Origin of the sequence: Pseudonocardia sp. EC080619-01 (genome assembly GCF_001420995.1) — a bacterium.
GTDB lineage: Bacteria > Actinomycetota > Actinomycetes > Mycobacteriales > Pseudonocardiaceae > Pseudonocardia.
Map to the genome: position 1 here is coordinate 3,648,734 of NZ_CP012184.1, position 18,282 is coordinate 3,667,015.

The window sequence follows — 18,282 nt, forward strand, 5'->3', positions numbered from 1 at the left end:
ATGGCCACACAACTGGGCACGCGGGCCCGCCGGCTGGTGCAGGCGCCGCTGAACCAGCTCGAGGAGCTGGGCGACCAGCTCTCGCTGTACACCCGGTCGATCGTCTGGATCCCGAAGACGCTCAAGGACTACCGCAAGGAGGTCGCCCGGCTGCTCGCCGAGGTCTCCTTCGGGTCCGGCGCGCTGATCGTCATCCTGGGCACGGTCGGCGTGATGGCGTCGCTGTCGCTGTTCGTCGGCTCGCTGGTCGGCCTGCAGGGCTTCCGGGCGCTCGACGCGCTCGGCGTCGAGGCCCTGACCGGCTTCATCACCGCCTACTTCAACACCCGGTCGATCGCCCCGCTGGTCGCCGCGTCGGCGCTGACGGCGACACTGGGCGCCGGCTTCACCGCCCAGCTCGGCGCGATGCGGATCTCCGAGGAGATCGACGCGCTGGAGGTCATGGCGGTGCCGTCGGTGCCGTACCTGGTGACCACCCGGGTGATCGCGGGGATCGTCGCGATCATCCCGATCTACACGCTGGGCATGCTCGCGAGCTACGCCGCCGCCCGCCTGAACGTGACCCTGGTCAACGGACTGTCCGGTGGTACCTACGACCACTACTTCGACCTGTTCCTGCCGGTCAGCGACGTGCTGCTGTCGTACCTGAAGGTGATCGTCTTCGCGACGGTGATCATCCTGATCCACTGTCACTACGGCTACGCGGCCAAGGGCGGCCCGGCGGGCGTCGGCGTCGCGGTCGGGCGTGCGGTGCGGCTGTCCATCGTGAGCACCGCGATCCTGGACTTCTTCCTCACGCTGGTCATGTTCGGCACCTCGACCTCGGTGCGGGTGGCCGGATGAGGTCCCCCAAGCGAGTCCTCCAGGGCCTGGCGTTCGTCACCGTCATCGTGGTGCTGCTCGGCCTCGCCGTCGCGCAGTACTCGGGCCTGTTCTCCTCCGGCGTCCCGGTGACCCTCAACGTCGCCCGGGTCGGCACCCAGATGCAGGAGCGCGCCGACGTCAAGGTGCGCGGGCTCATCGTCGGCGAGGTCGACCAGGTCACCTCGGACGGGCAGACGACCAGCATCGAGATGTCGATGAACCCGGCGCTGATCGACCAGATCCCGGAGAACGTCCAGGCGCAGCTGCTGCCGAAGACGCTGTTCGGCGAGAAGTTCGTGTCCCTGGTCCCGCCGCAGGCCCCGGCGACGACGCGCCTCACCGCGGGCGACGTGATCCCCGAGGACCGCAGCCAGGGCGCGATCGAGGTCGAGCGGGTGCTCGACGAGCTCCTCCCGCTGCTGCAGACCGTCCGCCCGCAGGACCTGGCGACCACGCTGAGCTCGCTGTCCCAGGCGCTGCAGGGCCGTGGTGACCAGCTGGGACAGACGCTGACCCAGCTCAACACGCTGGTCGAGGGCCTGAACCCGGCGGTGCCGGACCTGCAGGAGGACATCCGCCAGCTCGCGACGTTCTCGGACAACCTGAACACCGCGGCGCCGGACCTGCTCGACGCGCTCGACGACCTCACCGTCACCAGCCGGACGATCGTCGAGAAGCGCGAGGGGCTGCGGAACCTGTACCGCTCCGTCACCGGGGCGTCCGACGACCTGCGGGCCTTCCTCGACGCCAACGGCGACAACATCATCGGCGTCTCGAGCGCCAGCAGGCCCACGCTGGAGACCCTGGCCCGGTACTCGCCCGAGTTCCCGTGCCTGACCCGCCAGCTCGTCGACCTGGTCCCGAAGATCAACGACGCGATCCGGCCGGGCACCGACCGGGTCGGCGTCAACATCACGCTGGAGATCGTCGCCAGCAAGGGCAAGTACCTGCCGAACCAGGACGAGCCCGAGTACGGCGACGACCGCGGCCCGCGCTGCTACCCGATCCCGGTCCCGGAGGGCACCCAGTACCCGCCGGACGGCCCGTTCCGTGACGGCTCGGTGCCCGGCCCCGGCCCGGCAGGCCAGCCGATGGGCAACCCGGAGGACTTCGGCGTCGACACCTTCGGCACCTACGACGGCACCGACAGTTTCGGCCTGGTCCAGGACCAGAGCGCGCAGAACGGCGCCGGGATCCTGCCCCCGCTGACGACGGCGCTCGGGCAGGCCGGCATCCAGCCGAGCTCGCACACCAGCGGTGAGCACCAGTCCGGCGCCGTCGACATGGGCGTCGCCAACTCACCCGGCGAGCAGCAGGTCGTCGCACAGCTGCTGGCCGCGCAGCAGGGTGGCTCCCCGGAGGCCGTCCCGGCCTGGAGCAGCACGATGGTCGGCCCGCTGCTGCGCGGGGCGGAGGTGACGCTGACGTGAGCAGGCTCCCGCTCTCCCCGCTGATCAAGTTCCTGGTGTTCGCGCTGGTCACGGCGCTCGGGACCACGGTCCTCGGTCTGACGATCGCGAACGCCCGTGGCGGCGACACCACCGAGTACACCGCGCGGTTCACCGACGCGACCGGCCTCCTGGCCGGGGACGACGTCCGGATCGCCGGCGTCGTCGTCGGGTCGGTGAAGGACGTCCGCATCGTCGACCGGCGCGTCGCCGAGGTCGAGTTCGACGTGAACTCGTCCACGCAGCTGCCCGCGTCCACCAACGCGGCGCTCAAGTACAAGAACCTCATCGGGCAGCGCTACCTGGCGCTCGACCAGGGCGCGGGCCCGACCGGCGAGACGCTGCCCGCCGACGGCCAGATCCCGCTGGAGCGCACCCGGCCCGCGGTCAACCTGACCGTGCTGTTCAACGGCTTCCAGCCGCTGTTCCAGGGACTCGACCCGGACCAGATCAACAAGCTGTCGATGGAGATCGTCCAGGTCCTGCAGGGCGAGGGCGGCACCGTGCAGTCGCTGCTCGCGTCGACGTCGTCGCTGACGAACTCCGTCGCCGACCGCGACCAGGTGATCGGGCAGGTCATCGACAACCTGAACCTGACCCTGCAGACGGTCAACGACAACGACCAGGGGCTCAACGAGCTGATCAGCTCGCTGCAGGCCGTGGTGTCGGGGCTCGCCCAGGACCGTGAGCCGATCGGGAACGCGATCGAGTCCATCGGCACGCTGACCCAGGTCACCGGGTCGTTCGTGGAGGACGCGCGGCCCGCGCTGCGCGACGACATCCGCAACCTCGGCGACCTGGCCACCCAGCTCGACCAGGGCCGGCCCGCGATCGAGCGGTTCCTGGAGTACGCGCCGTTCAAGCTGAACCGGATCGCCCGGGTCGGCTCCTACGGCAGCTGGTTCAACTTCTACCTGTGCGGCCTCGACGGGAACATCGGCGTCTCGCCGATCCTCCCGCCGACCTCGCTGGAGGACCTCGGTCTGGGCGGGCTGGCGCAGAACCCCGAGCGCCGCTGCGGCCCGGACCCGTCCGGGCTCGGCCCGGGCGGTACCGGCCCGACCGACGGCTCGTCGCCCGGCGGCCCGGACGACCGGGCGCAGAAGCCCGAGGACAACCCGCTGATGCGCGACCCGAACACCGAGTCGCTGGAGCAGCTGGCGAACCCGGCCGGGCAGGGCGTCGACTCCAGCGGTGACCCGACCGCCGCGCTGCAGCCGGGAGGCAACTGATGGCACAGGTGGGGCAGAAGCGGCCCGTCCTGGTCGCCACGATCGGCCTCGTGACCGTCGTGGCGCTGACCCTGGCCGCGTTCAACTACGAGGCGCTGTTCTCCGGGGCGACCCGCTACACCGCGGAGTTCCCGGAGGCCGCCGGCCTGCAGGCGAACGACCGGGTCACGGTCGCCGGCGTCGAGGCGGGCCGGGTGCAGAGCGTCGAGCTCGAGGGCGACCACGTGAAGGTCGACTTCAGCGTCGAGGAGGCCTGGGTCGGCAACCGGACGACGGCGTCGATCGAGATCGCGACGCTGCTCGGCTCGAAGTTCCTGGCCCTCGACCCGCGCGGCGACGCCGAGCAGGACCCGGACGCGCCGATCGGGCGGGACCGCACCAAGTCCCCGTTCGACGTCGTGGACGCGTTCAACGGGCTGTCGGGCACCATCGACCAGCTCGACACCGACCAGCTGGCGACGAGCCTGACCACGCACTCGGACACCTTCCGGGAGACGCCGCCGGAGATCCGCGGGGCGCTGGACGGGCTGTCCCGGCTCTCGAACACGATCTCCAGCCGGGACGGCCAGCTCAAGCAGCTGCTCGCCAACACCCGGCAGCTCTCGACCACGCTGGCCGACCGGCGGGGCGACGTCGTCAAGCTCGTCGACGACGGCAACCTCCTGCTCGGCGAGCTGCAGCAGCGCAAGGACGCCATCGCGAACCTGCTCGACGGCGTGCAGAAGCTGTCGGTGCAGCTGCGCGGGCTGGTGGGCGACAACCAGGAGCAGCTGCGGCCGGCGCTGGAGACCGTGGACAAGGTGCTGGCGGTGCTCGAGGAGAACCGCGACAACCTCGGCGAGATCCTGGACAAGGAAGCGGTGTTCGTCCGCGTGTTCGGCAACGCCCTCGGCAACGGCCGCTGGTTCGACAACTACGTCTGCGGGCTCGTCCCGCCGGCCGTCCCGCTGGGGGGTGACTGCTGATGGGTTCCTGGGCCAACGACCGGCGCGCGCTGCAGTTCGGTGCCCTGGTCGCCGTCGTCGCCGTGCTGGCGGCGAGCGCGATCTGGCTGATCACCTCCGGTGGCGGCCGCCCGGTCACCGCGTACTTCACCAGCGCCGCGGCGCTGTTCGAGGACAACGACGTGCGGGTGCTCGGCGTCCCGGTCGGGAAGATCGAGAAGATCACCCCCGAGGGCGACCGGGTGCGGGTCGACATGACCATCACCGACGACGACGTGACCCTCCCGGCCGACGTCAAGGCCGCGGTGGTCTCGCCCAGCCTCGTCACCGGCCGGTACGTCCAGCTGACGCCGGTCTACACCGGTGGACCCGAGTGGAACGGCGAGCCGATCCTGCTGGAGCGCACCGCGTTCCCGCTGGGCGTGGACGACCTGACCCGGACCGCCACCGAGCTGTCCCGGGCACTCGGCCCGCAGGGCGCCAACGCGAACGGTGCGCTGAACGACACGCTCGACGTCGCCGCGCAGAACCTCGACGGCAACGGCCGTGCCCTCAACGACACCATCCGCAACCTCGGCGGGCTCTCGACGACGCTGAACGGCTCCAGCGAGGACCTGTTCGGCACCGTCACCGAGCTGCAGAAGTTCGTCGCCACGCTGAAGGAGAACGACCCCGGCGTGCGGGAGCTCAACGGCAAGCTCGCCGACGTGACCGGGTTCCTCGCGGGCCAGCGCGGCGAGCTGGGCGGCGCCCTCAACGAGCTGTCCTACGCGCTCGGGGACGTCGCGGGCTTCGTCCAGGACAACCGCGGCGCGCTCAAGTCCAACGTGGACAAGCTCGCGAACGTGTCGCAGGAGGTCGTGGACCACCAGCGGGCGCTGGCCGAGATCGCGGACACCGCCCCGGCGGCACTGGGCAACCTGGCGAACATCTACAACGGATCGTCGGAGACCCTGGACACCCGGGCGAACATCAACGAGCTGGCGTACCCGCTGCCGGTCGCGATCTGCGAGATCCTCCGCCGCGGAGCGGGCACGCTCCCCACGGAGGGACCGCAGGCCGGAGCCGGAGCGCTGTGTGACGGCCTGCAGCCGATCCTCGACGGCGCGGTCCCGCTGCCCACGCCGCAGGAGATCATCACCCAGCTCCAGCAGGGCGTGACGCCGTCCAACCCGGCGCTGCCCCAGCTGCTGCCCGGCTCGCCGCTCTCCCTGACCGACCCGGGTTCGCAGCTGCGGGCCCCGGGCGCCCCGGCGCCGTCCGCCCCGGAGGCCCCGGCCCCGGAGACCCCGGCCCCCGGTAGCGCCCCGCCCGCCGCTCCGGCACCGACGTCCGGCCCCCAGGCCACGCCGACGCCGGTACCCGAGCCGGAGGAGCGCGGCGGCGGCCTGTTCGGCGGACTCTTCGGAGGTGGATCGTGATCGGCACGACCGGCCGGATCGGTCGCGCCGCCGCCCTGCTGACCGCCGTGGCGATCGGTGCGAGCGGCTGCGGCGTGGTCGACGGCGGCCTGCGGGGCATCCCGCTGCCCGGTGGCGCGAGCCTCGGCGACGACCCCTACCGGGTGCAGATCGAGTTCCCGGACGTCGTGGACCTCGTCCCGCAGTCGATCGTGCGCTACGGCGACGTCCCGATCGGGACGGTCGAGAGCGTCGACGTGGAGCCGGCCTCCTGGAACGCGCTCGTCACGATCGACGTCAACCGCGACGTCGAGCTGCCGGCGAACTCGACCGCCCGGGTGCGGACGACGTCGCTGCTCGGCGAGAAGTTCGTGTCCCTGGACCGTCCGCAGGGTCCCGCCGAGGGCTCGCTGGCCCAGGCCGGGCGGATCCCGCTGCAGTCCTCCGGCCGGGCGGCCGAGGTCGAGGAGGTGCTCGGCGCGCTGTCGATGCTGCTCAACGGTGGCGGCGTCGCGCAGATCCGGACGATCTCCACCGAGCTCAACAACGCGCTCTCCGGACGCGAGCCGGAGATCCGGGCCCTGCTCGGCAACCTCGACCAGCTGGTCGGGTCGCTGGACCAGAGCAAGGACGACATCAACCGCGCGCTCGACGGCCTCAACCGGCTGTCGGCGACGCTGGCCGAGCGCCGTCCGCAGATCCAGAACGCCCTGCAGAACATCAGCCCCGGGCTGCGCGAGCTGGAGGCGCAGCGGACCCAGCTGGTCGGGATGCTGCAGGCGCTCGACCGGCTGTCCGGCGTCGCGACGAACGTCGTGAACCGCTCCCGCGACGACCTCCTCGCCGATCTCGAGGCGCTGCGACCGGTCCTGCGCAACCTCGCCGACTCCGGGCAGAACCTGCCGGACTCGCTCGAGCTGCTGCTGACGATCCCCTTCACCGACGCGGCCACCGACGCCGTCGCCGGCGACTACGCGAACCTCTACGTGACGGTCGACGCCGACCTGGGGAACATCCTGCAGAACATCCTGAACTCCCGGCAGCTGGGACTCCCGCTGCCGCTGGACCAGCTCCAACAGCTGCCGCCGACGGCCCAGCTGCTCACCCCGCTGCTCGGCGGGGACGCGCCGGCCACCCCGCCTGCCCCCGGCGTCCCGCAGCTGCCGCTGCTCGGGCCGGAGCAGGCGACCCCGGCACCGGCGCCCCCCGCGGAGGGCGCGCCCGGGACCCCGGCGCCGTCCGGAACGGCACCGGCGACCCCGACCCCGACCCCGGCGCCCGAGTCCGGTGACTCCGGCGGTGGCGGTCTCCTCGGCGGACTCTTCGGAGGTGGATCGTGATCACGAAGACCGTCCGCTGGCAGCTGATCGCGCTGGCGATCGTGACGATCGTCGGTGTCGGCTACGCCGGGTTCCGCTACGCGGGCCTGGACCGGATCTTCGGGGCGACGACGTACCCGGTGACCGTGCAGATGGCCGACTCCGGCGGGATCTTCACCGGCGCCGACGTCACCTACCGCGGCGTCAGCGTCGGCAGGGTCGGCCCGCTGTCGCTGTCCCAGTCCGGCGTCGACGTCCAGCTGGACATCGCCAACGGGTCGCCGGAGATCCCGGCCGACACCCGCGCCGTCGTCGGGAACCTGTCGCCGATCGGTGAGCAGTACGTCGACCTGCAGCCCGTCGCCGACGGCGGCGAGACCCTCGCCGCCGGTGCCGTGATCCCGCAGGAGCGCACCCAGGCCCCGGTCGGGATCAACACCTTCCTGACCGAGCTCGACGGGCTCGTCTCGACGGTGCCGAAGGACTCGCTGCGCACCGTGGTGTCGGAGCTGGGCCAGGGCTTCGAGGGCACCGCGCAGCCGCTGCAGCAGCTGCTCGACACGTCCGGGCAGTTCACCCGGACCGCGACCGAGGCGCTGCCGCAGACAACGGCGCTGATCCGCGACGCGCGTCCGGTCCTGACCACCCAGAACGAGGTCGCACCGCAGTTCCAGGAGTTCAGCCGGGGGCTGCGCGAGGTCGCCGAGCAGCTGAAGCAGTCCGACCCGGACATCCGGCGGATCATCGACGACGGCCCCCGGGCCGGCGACCAGCTGAGCGGGCTGATCCGCGAGAGCGGCCCGGGTCTCGGCGAGTCGGTCGCGAACCTGCGCACCGTCAGCGAGCTGCTGGAGCCACGCCAGGCGGGGCTGCGCCAGCTGCTGGTGACCTACCCCGGACTGGTCGCCGTGGCGCCGAACGTGGTGCCCGGCGACGGGACGGCCCACCTCGGCCTGGTGGTCAACTTCTTCGACCCGCCGGCCTGCGCCCGCGGGTACGAGGGCACGGACACCCGGGGTGGCCTGGACGTCAGCGAGGTCCCGGTGAACTCCGACGCCCGCTGCGCCGAGCCCCCCGGCAGCCCCACCAACGTGCGCGGTATGCAGAATGTCGAGAGGCCCCAGCCTCTCGAGGTGCAGGACTACTCGGGCAACTCCGGGTTCTCCGGGAACGGTGGAGACCCCGGCGCCGGTGGGACCGACGGCGGGCCCGGGACGCGGCCCAACGCCGGTTCGCTCGGCGACGACCGTCCCGAGCGGATCGCTTCGTCTGGCCTGGTCGACGACGCCGCCCAGATCCTGATGGGCGGATGAGCGCGACGGTCGCGCCCCCGGCGGGCGTGACCGGCACGACGGTCGTGCACCCCCGTGGCGCGACCGGCACGACGACCGCGGTGCCGCGGCCGCCCGCCGGGCGGCCCGGTCCCACGGCCGGCCCCACGGCCGCCCCGAGCGGCCGCCGAGCGGCTGTGCCCCCGCAGCCGGGAGGAGGAACGCTCCGCAATGGTCACCGAACTCGACGAGCGCCCGGCCGACGCCGGGGAGCCGCCGAACCCCCCGCGGGAGCCGGGACGGCTCGCCCGGATCCTGCCGATCGCGGCGATCGTCGCCGCGGTGCTGGCACTGGTCTTCGGAGCGCTCTGGCTGATCGCCCTGAACAGCGACTCGGTGCAGGTGTCGCAGGCCCGTGACGAGGCACTGCGCGACGCCCGCCAGGCCGTCATCAACCTGAACACGCTGGACCACAACGACGCCCAGAAGGGCCTGGACCTGTGGATCCAGTCGTCGTCGGGCTCCGTGCGGGACGAGTTCGAGAAGAACCGTGACGCCTACGCCCAGCTCGTCACCCAGCAGAAGCGCACGACCACCGCGACCGTCGCCGACGCCGCCGTGTCCGAGGTCGACCCGCGGGCCGGGACGGCCAGGGTGCTGGCCGGCGTCGACGTGACCGTGACACCCGAGGGCGGCCAGCCGACCGTGACCCGGCAGCGCATCGAGCTCGGCATGGTCGACACCCCGGACGGCTGGAAGGTCGACGCCCTCGAACCGCTGCTGACGCCCGGTTCCGAAGGCTGAGTCCCGCCCTCCCGGCGGCCCGCACCGGCCGCCGGCCCGCTCCCAGGTCGACCACCCCAGGAGGTCACCGCATGTCCACCCCGCGCCGCCGCCCCACGGGCGGCATCCGCAGGCCCCAGGTCGCCGGGCGGCCGCGCACCGGCCGCGCCGACGACGAGCAGGACGGCACCGGCGAGACGTCCGGCACGACCACCGGCGGCGTCGCCGTCGACGAGCGCGCCGACGCCCCGGTCGACGTCGCCCCCGCCGCACCGGTGCGAACCGGCGCGGCGGAGCCGGAGGACGCGGCAGGGACCGAGCTGGACCCCGACGCCGACACCACCGCCACCGGCGGGGGCACCGCCGACCCGGCCCCCCGCGCCCGCCGCAGGCTTCCGCTCCCTGCCGCCCCGGCGACCGGCCGGGCGACCGCGGTGCTGCTCGCCGTCACCGTGCTGCTCACCGCGGCCGCCGCGTTCTTCGGTGTGCAGTGGTACCGCACCGAGTTCGCCGGCTCGGCGGCGAACACCGCCCTCACCGACGTCGGCGCCACGGCCGAGGTGAGCGCCCAGGTCGGCGAGGCGGTCACCAAGGTCTACTCGTTCGACTACGCCCGGCTGCAGCAGGCCGAGGCCGACGCCGCCGACGTGATCACCCCGGCCTTCCGGCCGGAGTTCGAGCGGATCTTCGGCAGCGTGCGGGACCTCGCCCCGCAGCAGCAGGCCGTCGTCACCGCGACGATCCCGAAGTCCGCGGTCGCGAGCATCGACGGCGACCGGGCCACCGTGTACGTGTTCGTCAACCAGGTCATCCGCCGGCAGGCCGACGGCGGGGCGCCGCAGGAGGGCTCGGCCGCGGCCCGGCTGCGGATCGACGCCGAGTTCCTCGACGGCCGCTGGAAGATCGGCGCCATGACCCCGGCCTGACCCGGTCCGGACGTCGCGTCCCGCGCCCCGTACCCCCGCCTGCCGGGGGTACGGGGCGCTCGCGTAGGGTTGTCCACGATCCACCGAAGACCGCAGGTCTGCGCCCCGGCTCGCCGGAGCGTCGAAGGTCCCGGAAGAACCGGGCGGCCCGCGCAGGAGGACGAGGCGATCCGGCGCGACAGCGCCCCAGTACTTTCCACGCCCCGTGCTCTGCGCACGGGGCGTTCGTCGTCTCTCGGGGTCGGTGCGGTGGCACCTGCAAGGACCAACCACCCGAGAGGAGGGCAGCGATGGCAGCACCTGACAAGGTCGCAGCGGTCGAGGAGATCACCAGCCGCTTCCGCGAGGCCAACGCCTCGGTCGTGACCGAGTACCGCGGACTCAGCGTCGCCAAGCTGACCCAGCTGCGCCGGGACCTGGGTGCGGACGCGAAGTTCCGCGTCGCGAAGAACACGCTGGTCAAGCGCGCGGCCGCGGACGCCGGTGTGCAGGGTCTCGACGACCTGCTCGCCGGTCCGACCGCGATCACGTTCATCCAGGGCGAGGCTGTCGACGCCGCCAAGGCGCTGAAGAAGTTCGCCAAGGACAACCCCGGCCTGTCGATCAAGGGCGGGTACATGGACGGGCGCGCCCTGTCCGTCGCCGAGATCGAGCAGCTCGCGGACCTCGAGTCCCGCGAGGTGCTGCTGGGCAAGCTGGCCGGCGCGATGAAGGCGAACCTGTCGAAGGCCGCGACGCTGTTCAGCCAGCCGGCCTCCCAGGTCGCCCGGCTCGCCCAGGGCCTGGCCGACAAGAAGGTCGAGGGCGGCGAGTCCGTCCCGGCCGAGGCCGCGGCCGACGGCGACTCCGCCGAGAGCTGATCACCACCCCCACCGAACGTCTTTCGTAAGAGAAAGGACCAGCCATCATGGCGAAGCTGTCCACCGACGAGCTGCTCGATGCCTTCAAGGAGCTCACCCTCCTGGAGCTCTCGGACTTCGTGAAGAAGTTCGAGGAGACCTTCGACGTCACCGCCGCCGCCCCGGTCGCCGTCGCGGCCGCCGGCGCCCCGGCCGCGGGCGACGCCCCGGCCGAGGAGGAGAAGGACGAGTTCGACGTCGTCCTCGAGTCCGCCGGTGACAAGAAGATCCAGGTCATCAAGGTCGTCCGTGAGGTCGTCTCGGGCCTGGGCCTCAAGGAGGCCAAGGACCTCGTCGAGGGTGCGCCGAAGCCGCTCCTCGAGGGCGTCAACAAGGAGGCCGCGGACGCGGCCAAGGCCAAGCTCGAAGAGGCCGGCGCCAAGATCTCCCTCAAGTGATCTGAGCGCATGCGCCCGGAAGGGGCGGGACCCGACGCGGGTCCCGCCCCTTCTGCGTTCCCGGGGTCCTATCCCCGCGGGTCGCGGTCCCGCAGCTCCCGGCGGAGGACCTTGCCGGTCACCGTCTTGGGCACCTCGTCGAGGATCTCGACCTGCCGCGGGTACTTGTAGGCCGCCATCCGCTCCTTCGTGAACGCGACGAGCTCCTCCGGGGTCGCGCTCGTGCCCTGGCGGAACGAGACGAAGGCCTTCACCGTCTCGCCCCGGTACCGGTCCGGGACGCCGACGACGGCCGCCTCCCGCACCGCGGGGTGCTCGTAGAGCACGTCCTCCACCTCGCGCGGCCAGACCTTGTAGCCGCCCGCGTTGATCTGGTCCTTCTTCCGGTCGACGATGTAGAACCAGCCGGCCTCGTCCATGTAGCCAACGTCGCCGGTGTGCAGCTCCGGCGGCCGCGTGGGGTCGCTGTGCAGCGCCGTCGCCGTCTCCTCCGGCTTGTTCCAGTAGCCGGACACGACCTGCGGGCCGGACGTGCAGATCTCGCCGACCTCGCCCGGCGGCAGCTCGGCGCCCTCGTCGTCGAGGATCCGCACGACGGTGTTGTAGATCGGCACCCCCACCGACAGGGCCCCGGACGCGGCGTCGACCGGGCCCTGCGTGCCGATCGGCGTCCCGTGCGACGGCGAGGTCGTCTCGGTGAGCCCGTAGACGTTGTGGATCCAGTGCCCGAACACCTCGTGGAACGCGGTCACCGTGGACGGCGGGATCGGCGCGCCCCCGGACGCGATCGTGGTGAGCGACGCGAGTGCGGAGCGCTCGGCGTTCGGGGCGTTCATCAGCGCGATGAACACGGTGATCGCGCCGACGGTGAAGGTGGGCCGGTGCTCACGGATCACGTCGATCCCCAGCGACGGCTCGAACCGGTGGAACAGCACCAGCGGCACCGCCAGGTACTGGGCCAGGGTCACGTGCGCGATCAGCCCGGTGATGTGGAACAGCGGTGCCACGCCGAGCACCACGTCGTCGTCGCCGAGGTCGCACCAGGTGGCGTAGGCCTGGCTGTTGAACACGACGTTGCCGTGTGTGTTCATCGCTCCCTTCGGCGGCCCCGTCGTGCCCGAGGTGTAGGTCAGGAACGCGGTGTCCCCGGCCTCGAAGGACACCGCGGGCGGCACCGTCCCGCGGTACCGCTCCAGGAACGCGCCCAGGCCGGTGACGGCGGCCCCGGACAGGTCCGGGCGGGGCGCGTCGCCGAACGCCCGGGGGTCGTCCCGGGTCTGGAAGTCCCGTTCGGAGGTCGTGAGGACGGTGCGGACGCCGGTCCCCGCGACCACCCCGGCGGCGACGTCGGCGTAGAGCGACTCCAGGCACACCAGGACCGACGCCCCGGAGTCACGCAGCAGCAGGTCCAGCTCCCGCTCCCGGTTCATCGGGTTGACCGAGACGGCGACGCCGCCCGCCTTCCAGGTCCCGACGAGCCCGATCACGAACTGCGGCACGTTCTGCAGGTACATGGCGACCCGCTCACCCGCGGTGAAGCCGGCGTCGAGGAGCCCGGCCGCGAAGGCGTCGGTCAGTGCGTCGAGCTCGCGGTGGGTGACGGCGCCGTCGAAGTAGCGGATCGCGTCCCCGTCGGGGTTCCGCGCCACCGCCGCGCGGAACATCGTCAGCGCATCCGGGAAGTCCGGGGTGATGTCGTGCGGCTGCCCCTCGGCGAAGCGGGGGAGCCACGGGCGGTCCGCGTACCCCATCAGCGGATCGCGATCGGGTTCACCGGCGCGCCGGTCCCGTTGACGACCTTCAGCGGCGCGGCCGCGTACAGGAAACTCCAGCGGTTGTCGGCGGCGCAGGCGTCGGCGAGGTCGTCGAGCCAGGCGATCTCGGTGAGGGTGACGCCGAGGTTGCGCATCAGTGCGCAGTGCAGCGGCAGGGCCACCCCGGTACCCGGCTCCGTCGTCACCTCGTTCGCGATGGTGTCGGTGACGAGGTTGGGGATCTCCTTGTCCCGGAACCACTCCACGAGCTCCCGGGAGTAGGTCAGGCCGGGTTCCTTGAAGTCGGTGTAGAAGGTCTCCGGGTCGTTCAGCTCGTACCAGTACCGCATCCACCCGGTGCGGACGACGAGGACGTCGTGCGGCTCGATCTCGACCCCCTGCGCCGCCGCGGCGGCCTCGAGATCGGTGTGGTCGAAGGTCTCGCCCTTCTCCAGCCACTGCTTCCCGCGGTGCCGGGCGACGTCGATCAGGACCCCCCGTCCGACGACACCCTTCTCGGCGATCGGGAGCACCGACGCCCGGTCCATCGCGTCGACCGTCGAGCGGGCGTCGTAGCCGTTCCAGAGCTTGCCGTCGTACCAGACGTGGCCGAGCGCGTCGTACTGCGTGGAGCCCTGCAGGAAGATCAGGGCGGTGTCGTCGGCGTAGTGCAGGCCGCCGGGGAACTGCGGCGCGTCCGCACCGTCCCAGGTGCCCTCGTCCATCACGTTCTGGCGCTTGATGCCCTCCCGGCCCGGCCACAGCGGATCGCCGGGGGAGTCGGTGCGCCCCATCTGGATCTGCAGCGTGAAGACCTCGCCGGACCGCACGTGCCGTACGCCGCGCAGGACCTCGCCGGCGTCGAGGTAGTTGAGACAGCCGAGCTCGTCGTCGGGGCCCCACCGGCCCCAGTTCGACGGTGCGTCGTCCCCGAGCAGCTCGCGCATCGAAGGGGTGTCGTCGGACATCGTCGTCCTCCCGCGTCGTCATCCGCGTCGTCATCGACCCGTGACAGATCGTTGGTGTGGCGACGACGTCGTGTCAACCATCGGGAGGAACCGCTGCGAACGGACGGCCGACGACCGGTCGTCCCGGACTTCCGACCGTTCATCGACGCTCGGGGACTTGACTCGGTGCGCCGGGCAGGTCACTCTTGGGCCACGGTGGTTGCCTGGATGCTGAAATCGGCGACCTGTCTCGACAGCTGCGTTCGCAGCGTCTATAGTCATTCTTTGCGCTGCCTGCGCCCAGGCTCTGCGCGCTCACTACCGGAAGTATCCGGGCCTGGCGGTGTGTCCGTCGGCCGCCGGAGAGGGTCCGGCGGAGTGGGCGCGGGGATTCTGGCGCGCACGACGGCGCCTGACAACAGACGGCGTGCGACGGGGCCGGCTGCCGGCTCACGATCCCGGGGGGACCCGATCGGATCGAGGGAGACGGTAGCGCTCGCCACCGGCGCACGCCAGACGAGAAGCGCAGTTCTCGGAAGGACGCATCTTGGCTGTCTCCCGCGCCGCCGCGACCACCTCGACCCTCTCCGCTTCGGCGAACCCGAACTACCCCGGTGCACCCACTCGGGTCACCTTCGCGAAGATCTCCGAGCCGCTGGAGGTCCCGGACCTCCTCGACCTGCAGATCCAGTCCTACGAGTGGCTCGTCGGCAGCGAGGCCTGGTTCCAGCGCCGGATCGAGGCCGGCGACGACCTCCCCGTGAGCGGTCTCGAGGAGATCCTCACCGAGATCTCCCCGATCGAGGACTTCTCCGGGTCGATGTCGCTGTCCTTCTCCGACCCCCGCTTCGACGAGGTCAAGGCCTCCGTCGAGGAGTGCCGGGACAAGGACATGACCTACGGGGCCCCGCTGTTCGTCACGGCGGAGTTCACGAACAACACCACCGGTGAGATCAAGTCCCAGACCGTGTTCATGGGTGAGTTCCCCGTGATGACGGACAAGGGCACCTTCATCATCAACGGCACCGAGCGCGTCGTCGTGTCGCAGCTCGTCCGGTCGCCGGGTGTGTACTTCGACCACTCGATCGACAAGACGACCGAGAAGGACGTCTACTCGGTCAAGATCATCCCGAGCCGGGGTGCGTGGCTGGAGTTCGACGTCGACAAGCGCGACACCGTCGGTGTCCGCATCGACCGCAAGCGCCGCCAGCCGGTCACCGTGCTGCTGAAGGCGCTGGGCTGGACGGCCGAGCAGATCGGCGAGCGTTTCGGGTTCTCCGAGACGATCATGACCACGCTGGAGAAGGACAACACCGCGGGTCAGGACGAGGCGCTGCTCGACATCTACCGCAAGCTGCGCCCCGGTGAGCCGCCGACGCGCGAGAGCGCCCAGGCCCTCCTGGAGAACCTGTTCTTCAAGGACAAGCGCTACGACATGGCCAAGGTCGGGCGCTACAAGGCCAACAAGAAGCTCGGTCTGGACATCGAGAACTCGGTCGGCACGCTGACCGAGGAGGACGTCGCCACGACCATCGAGTACCTCGTCCGGCTGCACGCCGGCGAGACCACGATGTCGGTGGGCTCCGGCGACTCCGCCCGGGAGATCCCGGTCGAGACCGACGACATCGACCACTTCGGCAACCGGCGTCTGCGTACCGTCGGCGAGCTGATCCAGAACCAGGTGCGGGTCGGTCTGTCGCGCACCGAGCGGGTCGTCCGCGAGCGGATGACCACGCAGGACGTCGAGGCGATCACGCCGCAGACCCTGATCAACACCCGGCCGATCACGGCCGCGATCCGGGAGTTCTTCGGCACCTCGCAGCTGTCCCAGTTCATGGACCAGCACAACCCCCTCGCGGGCCTGACCCACAAGCGCCGCCTGTCGGCGCTCGGCCCGGGTGGTCTGTCGCGTGAGCGTGCGGGCATGGAGGTCCGTGACGTCCACCCGTCGCACTACGGCCGGATGTGCCCGATCGAGACCCCGGAGGGGCCGAACATCGGTCTGATCGGGTCGCTCGCCTCCTATGCGCGGGTCAACCCGTTCGGCTTCATCGAGACCCCGTACCGCAAGGTCACCGAGGGTGTCGTCACCGAGCAGATCGACTACCTGACCGCCGACGAGGAGGACCGCTTCGTCGTCGCCCAGGCGAACGCCCGGCTGAACGAGGACGGCTCGTTCGCCGAGGACCGGGTCCTGGTCCGCCGCAAGGGCGGCGAGGTCGACCTGATCTCGCCCACCGGCGTCGAGTACATCGACGTCTCGCCGCGCCAGATGGTGTCGGTCGCGACCGCGATGATCCCGTTCCTCGAGCACGACGACGCGAACCGCGCCCTCATGGGTGCGAACATGCAGCGTCAGTCCGTGCCGCTGCTGCGTTCCGAGTCGCCGCTGGTCGGCACCGGCATGGAGCTGCGGGCCGCGGTCGACGCCGGCGACGTCGTGGTGGCCGAGCAGGCCGGTGTGGTCGAGGAGCTGTGCGCCGACTACATCACCGTCATGGACGACGAGGGGCAGCGTCAGACCTACCGTCTGAACAAGTTCCGCCGTTCGAACCAGGGCACCTGCAACAACCAGAAGCCGATCGTCGACGAGGGCATGCGGGTCGAGGTGGGCCAGGTGCTCGCCGACGGACCGTGCACCGAGAACGGTGAGATGGCGCTGGGCAAGAACCTCCTCGTGGCGATCATGCCGTGGGAGGGCCACAACTACGAGGACGCGATCATCCTGTCGCAGCGCCTCGTCCAGGACGACGTCCTGACCTCGATCCACATCGAGGAGCACGAGGTCGACGCCCGTGACACCAAGCTGGGTGCCGAGGAGATCACGCGGGACATCCCGAACGTCTCCGAGGACGTGCTCGCCGACCTCGACGAGCGCGGCATCATCCGGATCGGTGCCGAGGTCCAGCCCGGCGACATCCTGGTCGGCAAGGTCACGCCGAAGGGCGAGACCGAGCTGACCCCGGAGGAGCGCCTGCTCCGCGCGATCTTCGGTGAGAAGGCGCGCGAGGTCCGCGACACCTCGCTGAAGGTGCCCCACGGCGAGAACGGCAAGGTCATCGGCATCCGGGTCTTCTCCCGCGACGACGACGACGAGCTGGCCCCGGGCGTCAACGAGCTGGTCCGGGTCTACGTGGCCCAGAAGCGCAAGATCTCCGACGGTGACAAGCTCGCCGGCCGCCACGGCAACAAGGGCGTCATCGGCAAGATCCTCCCGGCCGAGGACATGCCGTTCCTCCCGGACGGCACGCCGGTCGACATCATCCTGAACACCCACGGTGTGCCGCGTCGTATGAACATCGGCCAGATCCTGGAGACCCACCTCGGGTGGATCGCCAAGACCGGCTGGGAGATCGAGGGGCAGCCCGAATGGGCGTCCCGGATGCCCGAGGAGCTCTACTCGGTGCCCGCCGACACGAAGACCGCGACGCCGGTCTTCGACGGTGCGCGCGAGCACGAGATCACCGGGCTGCTCGGCAGCACCCTCCCGAACCGCGACGGTGAGCGGATGGTGCAGCCGGACGGCAAGGCGCAGCTGCTCGACGGGCGCTCCGGCGAGCCGTACCCGTTCCCGGTCGCGGTCGGCTACATGTACATCCTGAAGCTGGCGCACCTGGTGGACGACAAGATCCACGCCCGGTCGACCGGCCCGTACTCGATGATCACCCAGCAGCCGCTGGGAGGTAAGGCGCAGTTCGGTGGTCAGCGCTTCGGTGAGATGGAGTGCTGGGCGATGCAGGCGTACGGCGCGGCCTACACCCTGCAGGAGCTGCTGACGATCAAGTCCGACGACGTCGTGGGCCGCGTGAAGGTCTACGAGGCGATCGTCAAGGGCGAGAACATCCCGGAGCCGGGGATCCCCGAGTCGTTCAAGGTGCTCCTCAAGGAGCTGCAGTCCCTCTGCCTGAACGTCGAGGTGCTCTCCAGCGACGGCGCGGCGATCGAGATGCGGGACGCCGACGACGAGGACCTCGAGCGTGCCGCCGCGAACCTGGGCATCAACCTGTCCAGCCGCCCGGGCTCGGAGTCGATGACCGTCGACGACGTCGTCAACTGACCCCGCCGTAGACCGACTCAGCCGAGATAACGAAGAAACA

At 71.1% G+C, this 18,282-nt stretch carries 13 protein-coding genes and 1 pseudogene; 12 read left to right on the forward strand and 2 right to left on the reverse strand.

What is annotated here, in order from left to right:
* The 11 genes and pseudogenes from AD017_RS17110 to rplL all read left to right on the forward strand — a co-directional run bounded on the left by AD017_RS17110 (window position 1) and on the right by rplL (window position 11,484).
* On the forward strand, window positions 1–843 hold the full coding sequence (locus tag AD017_RS17110) for an ABC transporter permease (protein WP_060574820.1): 843 nt from the start codon (window positions 1–3) through the stop codon (window positions 841–843).
* Entirely contained in the window at window positions 840–2,294 is a 1,455-nt protein-coding gene (locus tag AD017_RS17115; protein WP_060574821.1) for an MCE family protein, read from the forward strand. The genes AD017_RS17110 and AD017_RS17115 overlap by 4 nt, the downstream gene beginning before the upstream one ends.
* Window positions 2,291–3,283 (forward strand): annotated as a pseudogene (locus AD017_RS17120) (MCE family protein); the annotation flags it as partial. The gene AD017_RS17115 and the pseudogene AD017_RS17120, both read left to right, overlap by 4 nt.
* A 260-nt stretch (window positions 3,284–3,543) precedes the next feature.
* A complete protein-coding gene (locus tag AD017_RS17125) occupies window positions 3,544–4,509 on the forward strand; it encodes an MCE family protein (RefSeq protein ID WP_060574822.1) in 966 nt (321 codons plus the stop codon).
* Complete coding sequence (locus AD017_RS17130) at window positions 4,509–5,909, forward strand: MCE family protein (protein WP_082539070.1); 1,401 nt, start codon at window positions 4,509–4,511, stop codon at window positions 5,907–5,909. Before AD017_RS17125 ends, AD017_RS17130 begins: the two co-directional genes overlap by 1 nt.
* Complete coding sequence (locus tag AD017_RS17135; protein ID WP_060574823.1) at window positions 5,906–7,228, forward strand: MCE family protein; 1,323 nt, start codon at window positions 5,906–5,908, stop codon at window positions 7,226–7,228. Before AD017_RS17130 ends, AD017_RS17135 begins: the two co-directional genes overlap by 4 nt.
* Complete coding sequence (locus AD017_RS17140; protein ID WP_010225957.1) at window positions 7,225–8,520, forward strand: MCE family protein; 1,296 nt, start codon at window positions 7,225–7,227, stop codon at window positions 8,518–8,520. The genes AD017_RS17135 and AD017_RS17140 overlap by 4 nt, the downstream gene beginning before the upstream one ends.
* A gap of 189 nt (window positions 8,521–8,709) precedes the next feature.
* Window positions 8,710–9,282, forward strand: a complete 573-nt coding sequence (locus AD017_RS17145) for a hypothetical protein (RefSeq protein ID WP_060574824.1) — start codon at window positions 8,710–8,712, stop codon at window positions 9,280–9,282.
* 71 nt (window positions 9,283–9,353) lie between these two features.
* On the forward strand, window positions 9,354–10,187 hold the full coding sequence (locus tag AD017_RS17150) for a hypothetical protein (RefSeq protein WP_060574825.1): 834 nt from the start codon (window positions 9,354–9,356) through the stop codon (window positions 10,185–10,187).
* 290 nt (window positions 10,188–10,477) lie between these two features.
* Window positions 10,478–11,047 carry a 50S ribosomal protein L10 gene (gene rplJ, locus AD017_RS17155; protein ID WP_060574826.1) on the forward strand — a complete coding sequence of 190 codons (570 nt, stop codon included), beginning with the start codon at window positions 10,478–10,480 and terminating at the stop codon, window positions 11,045–11,047.
* Between the two features lie 47 nt (window positions 11,048–11,094).
* Window positions 11,095–11,484 carry a 50S ribosomal protein L7/L12 gene (gene rplL / locus AD017_RS17160; RefSeq protein ID WP_010232383.1) on the forward strand — a complete coding sequence of 130 codons (390 nt, stop codon included), beginning with the start codon at window positions 11,095–11,097 and terminating at the stop codon, window positions 11,482–11,484.
* A 68-nt stretch (window positions 11,485–11,552) separates the two neighbouring features.
* Here the strand turns inward: rplL and AD017_RS17165 are convergent, their stop codons facing one another.
* Window positions 11,553–13,235, reverse strand: a complete 1,683-nt coding sequence (locus AD017_RS17165) for an AMP-binding protein (protein ID WP_060574827.1) — start codon at window positions 13,233–13,235, stop codon at window positions 11,553–11,555.
* Complete coding sequence (locus AD017_RS17170; protein ID WP_010232381.1) at window positions 13,235–14,206, reverse strand: cyclase family protein; 972 nt, start codon at window positions 14,204–14,206, stop codon at window positions 13,235–13,237. Before AD017_RS17170 ends, AD017_RS17165 begins: the two co-directional genes overlap by 1 nt.
* Before the next feature lie 526 nt (window positions 14,207–14,732).
* Between AD017_RS17170 and AD017_RS17175 the strand changes: the two genes are divergently transcribed.
* Window positions 14,733–18,242 (forward strand): DNA-directed RNA polymerase subunit beta, encoded by a 3,510-nt coding sequence (locus tag AD017_RS17175; RefSeq protein WP_010232380.1) that lies wholly within the window; start codon window positions 14,733–14,735, stop codon window positions 18,240–18,242.
* Window positions 18,243–18,282 lie beyond the last annotated feature (40 nt).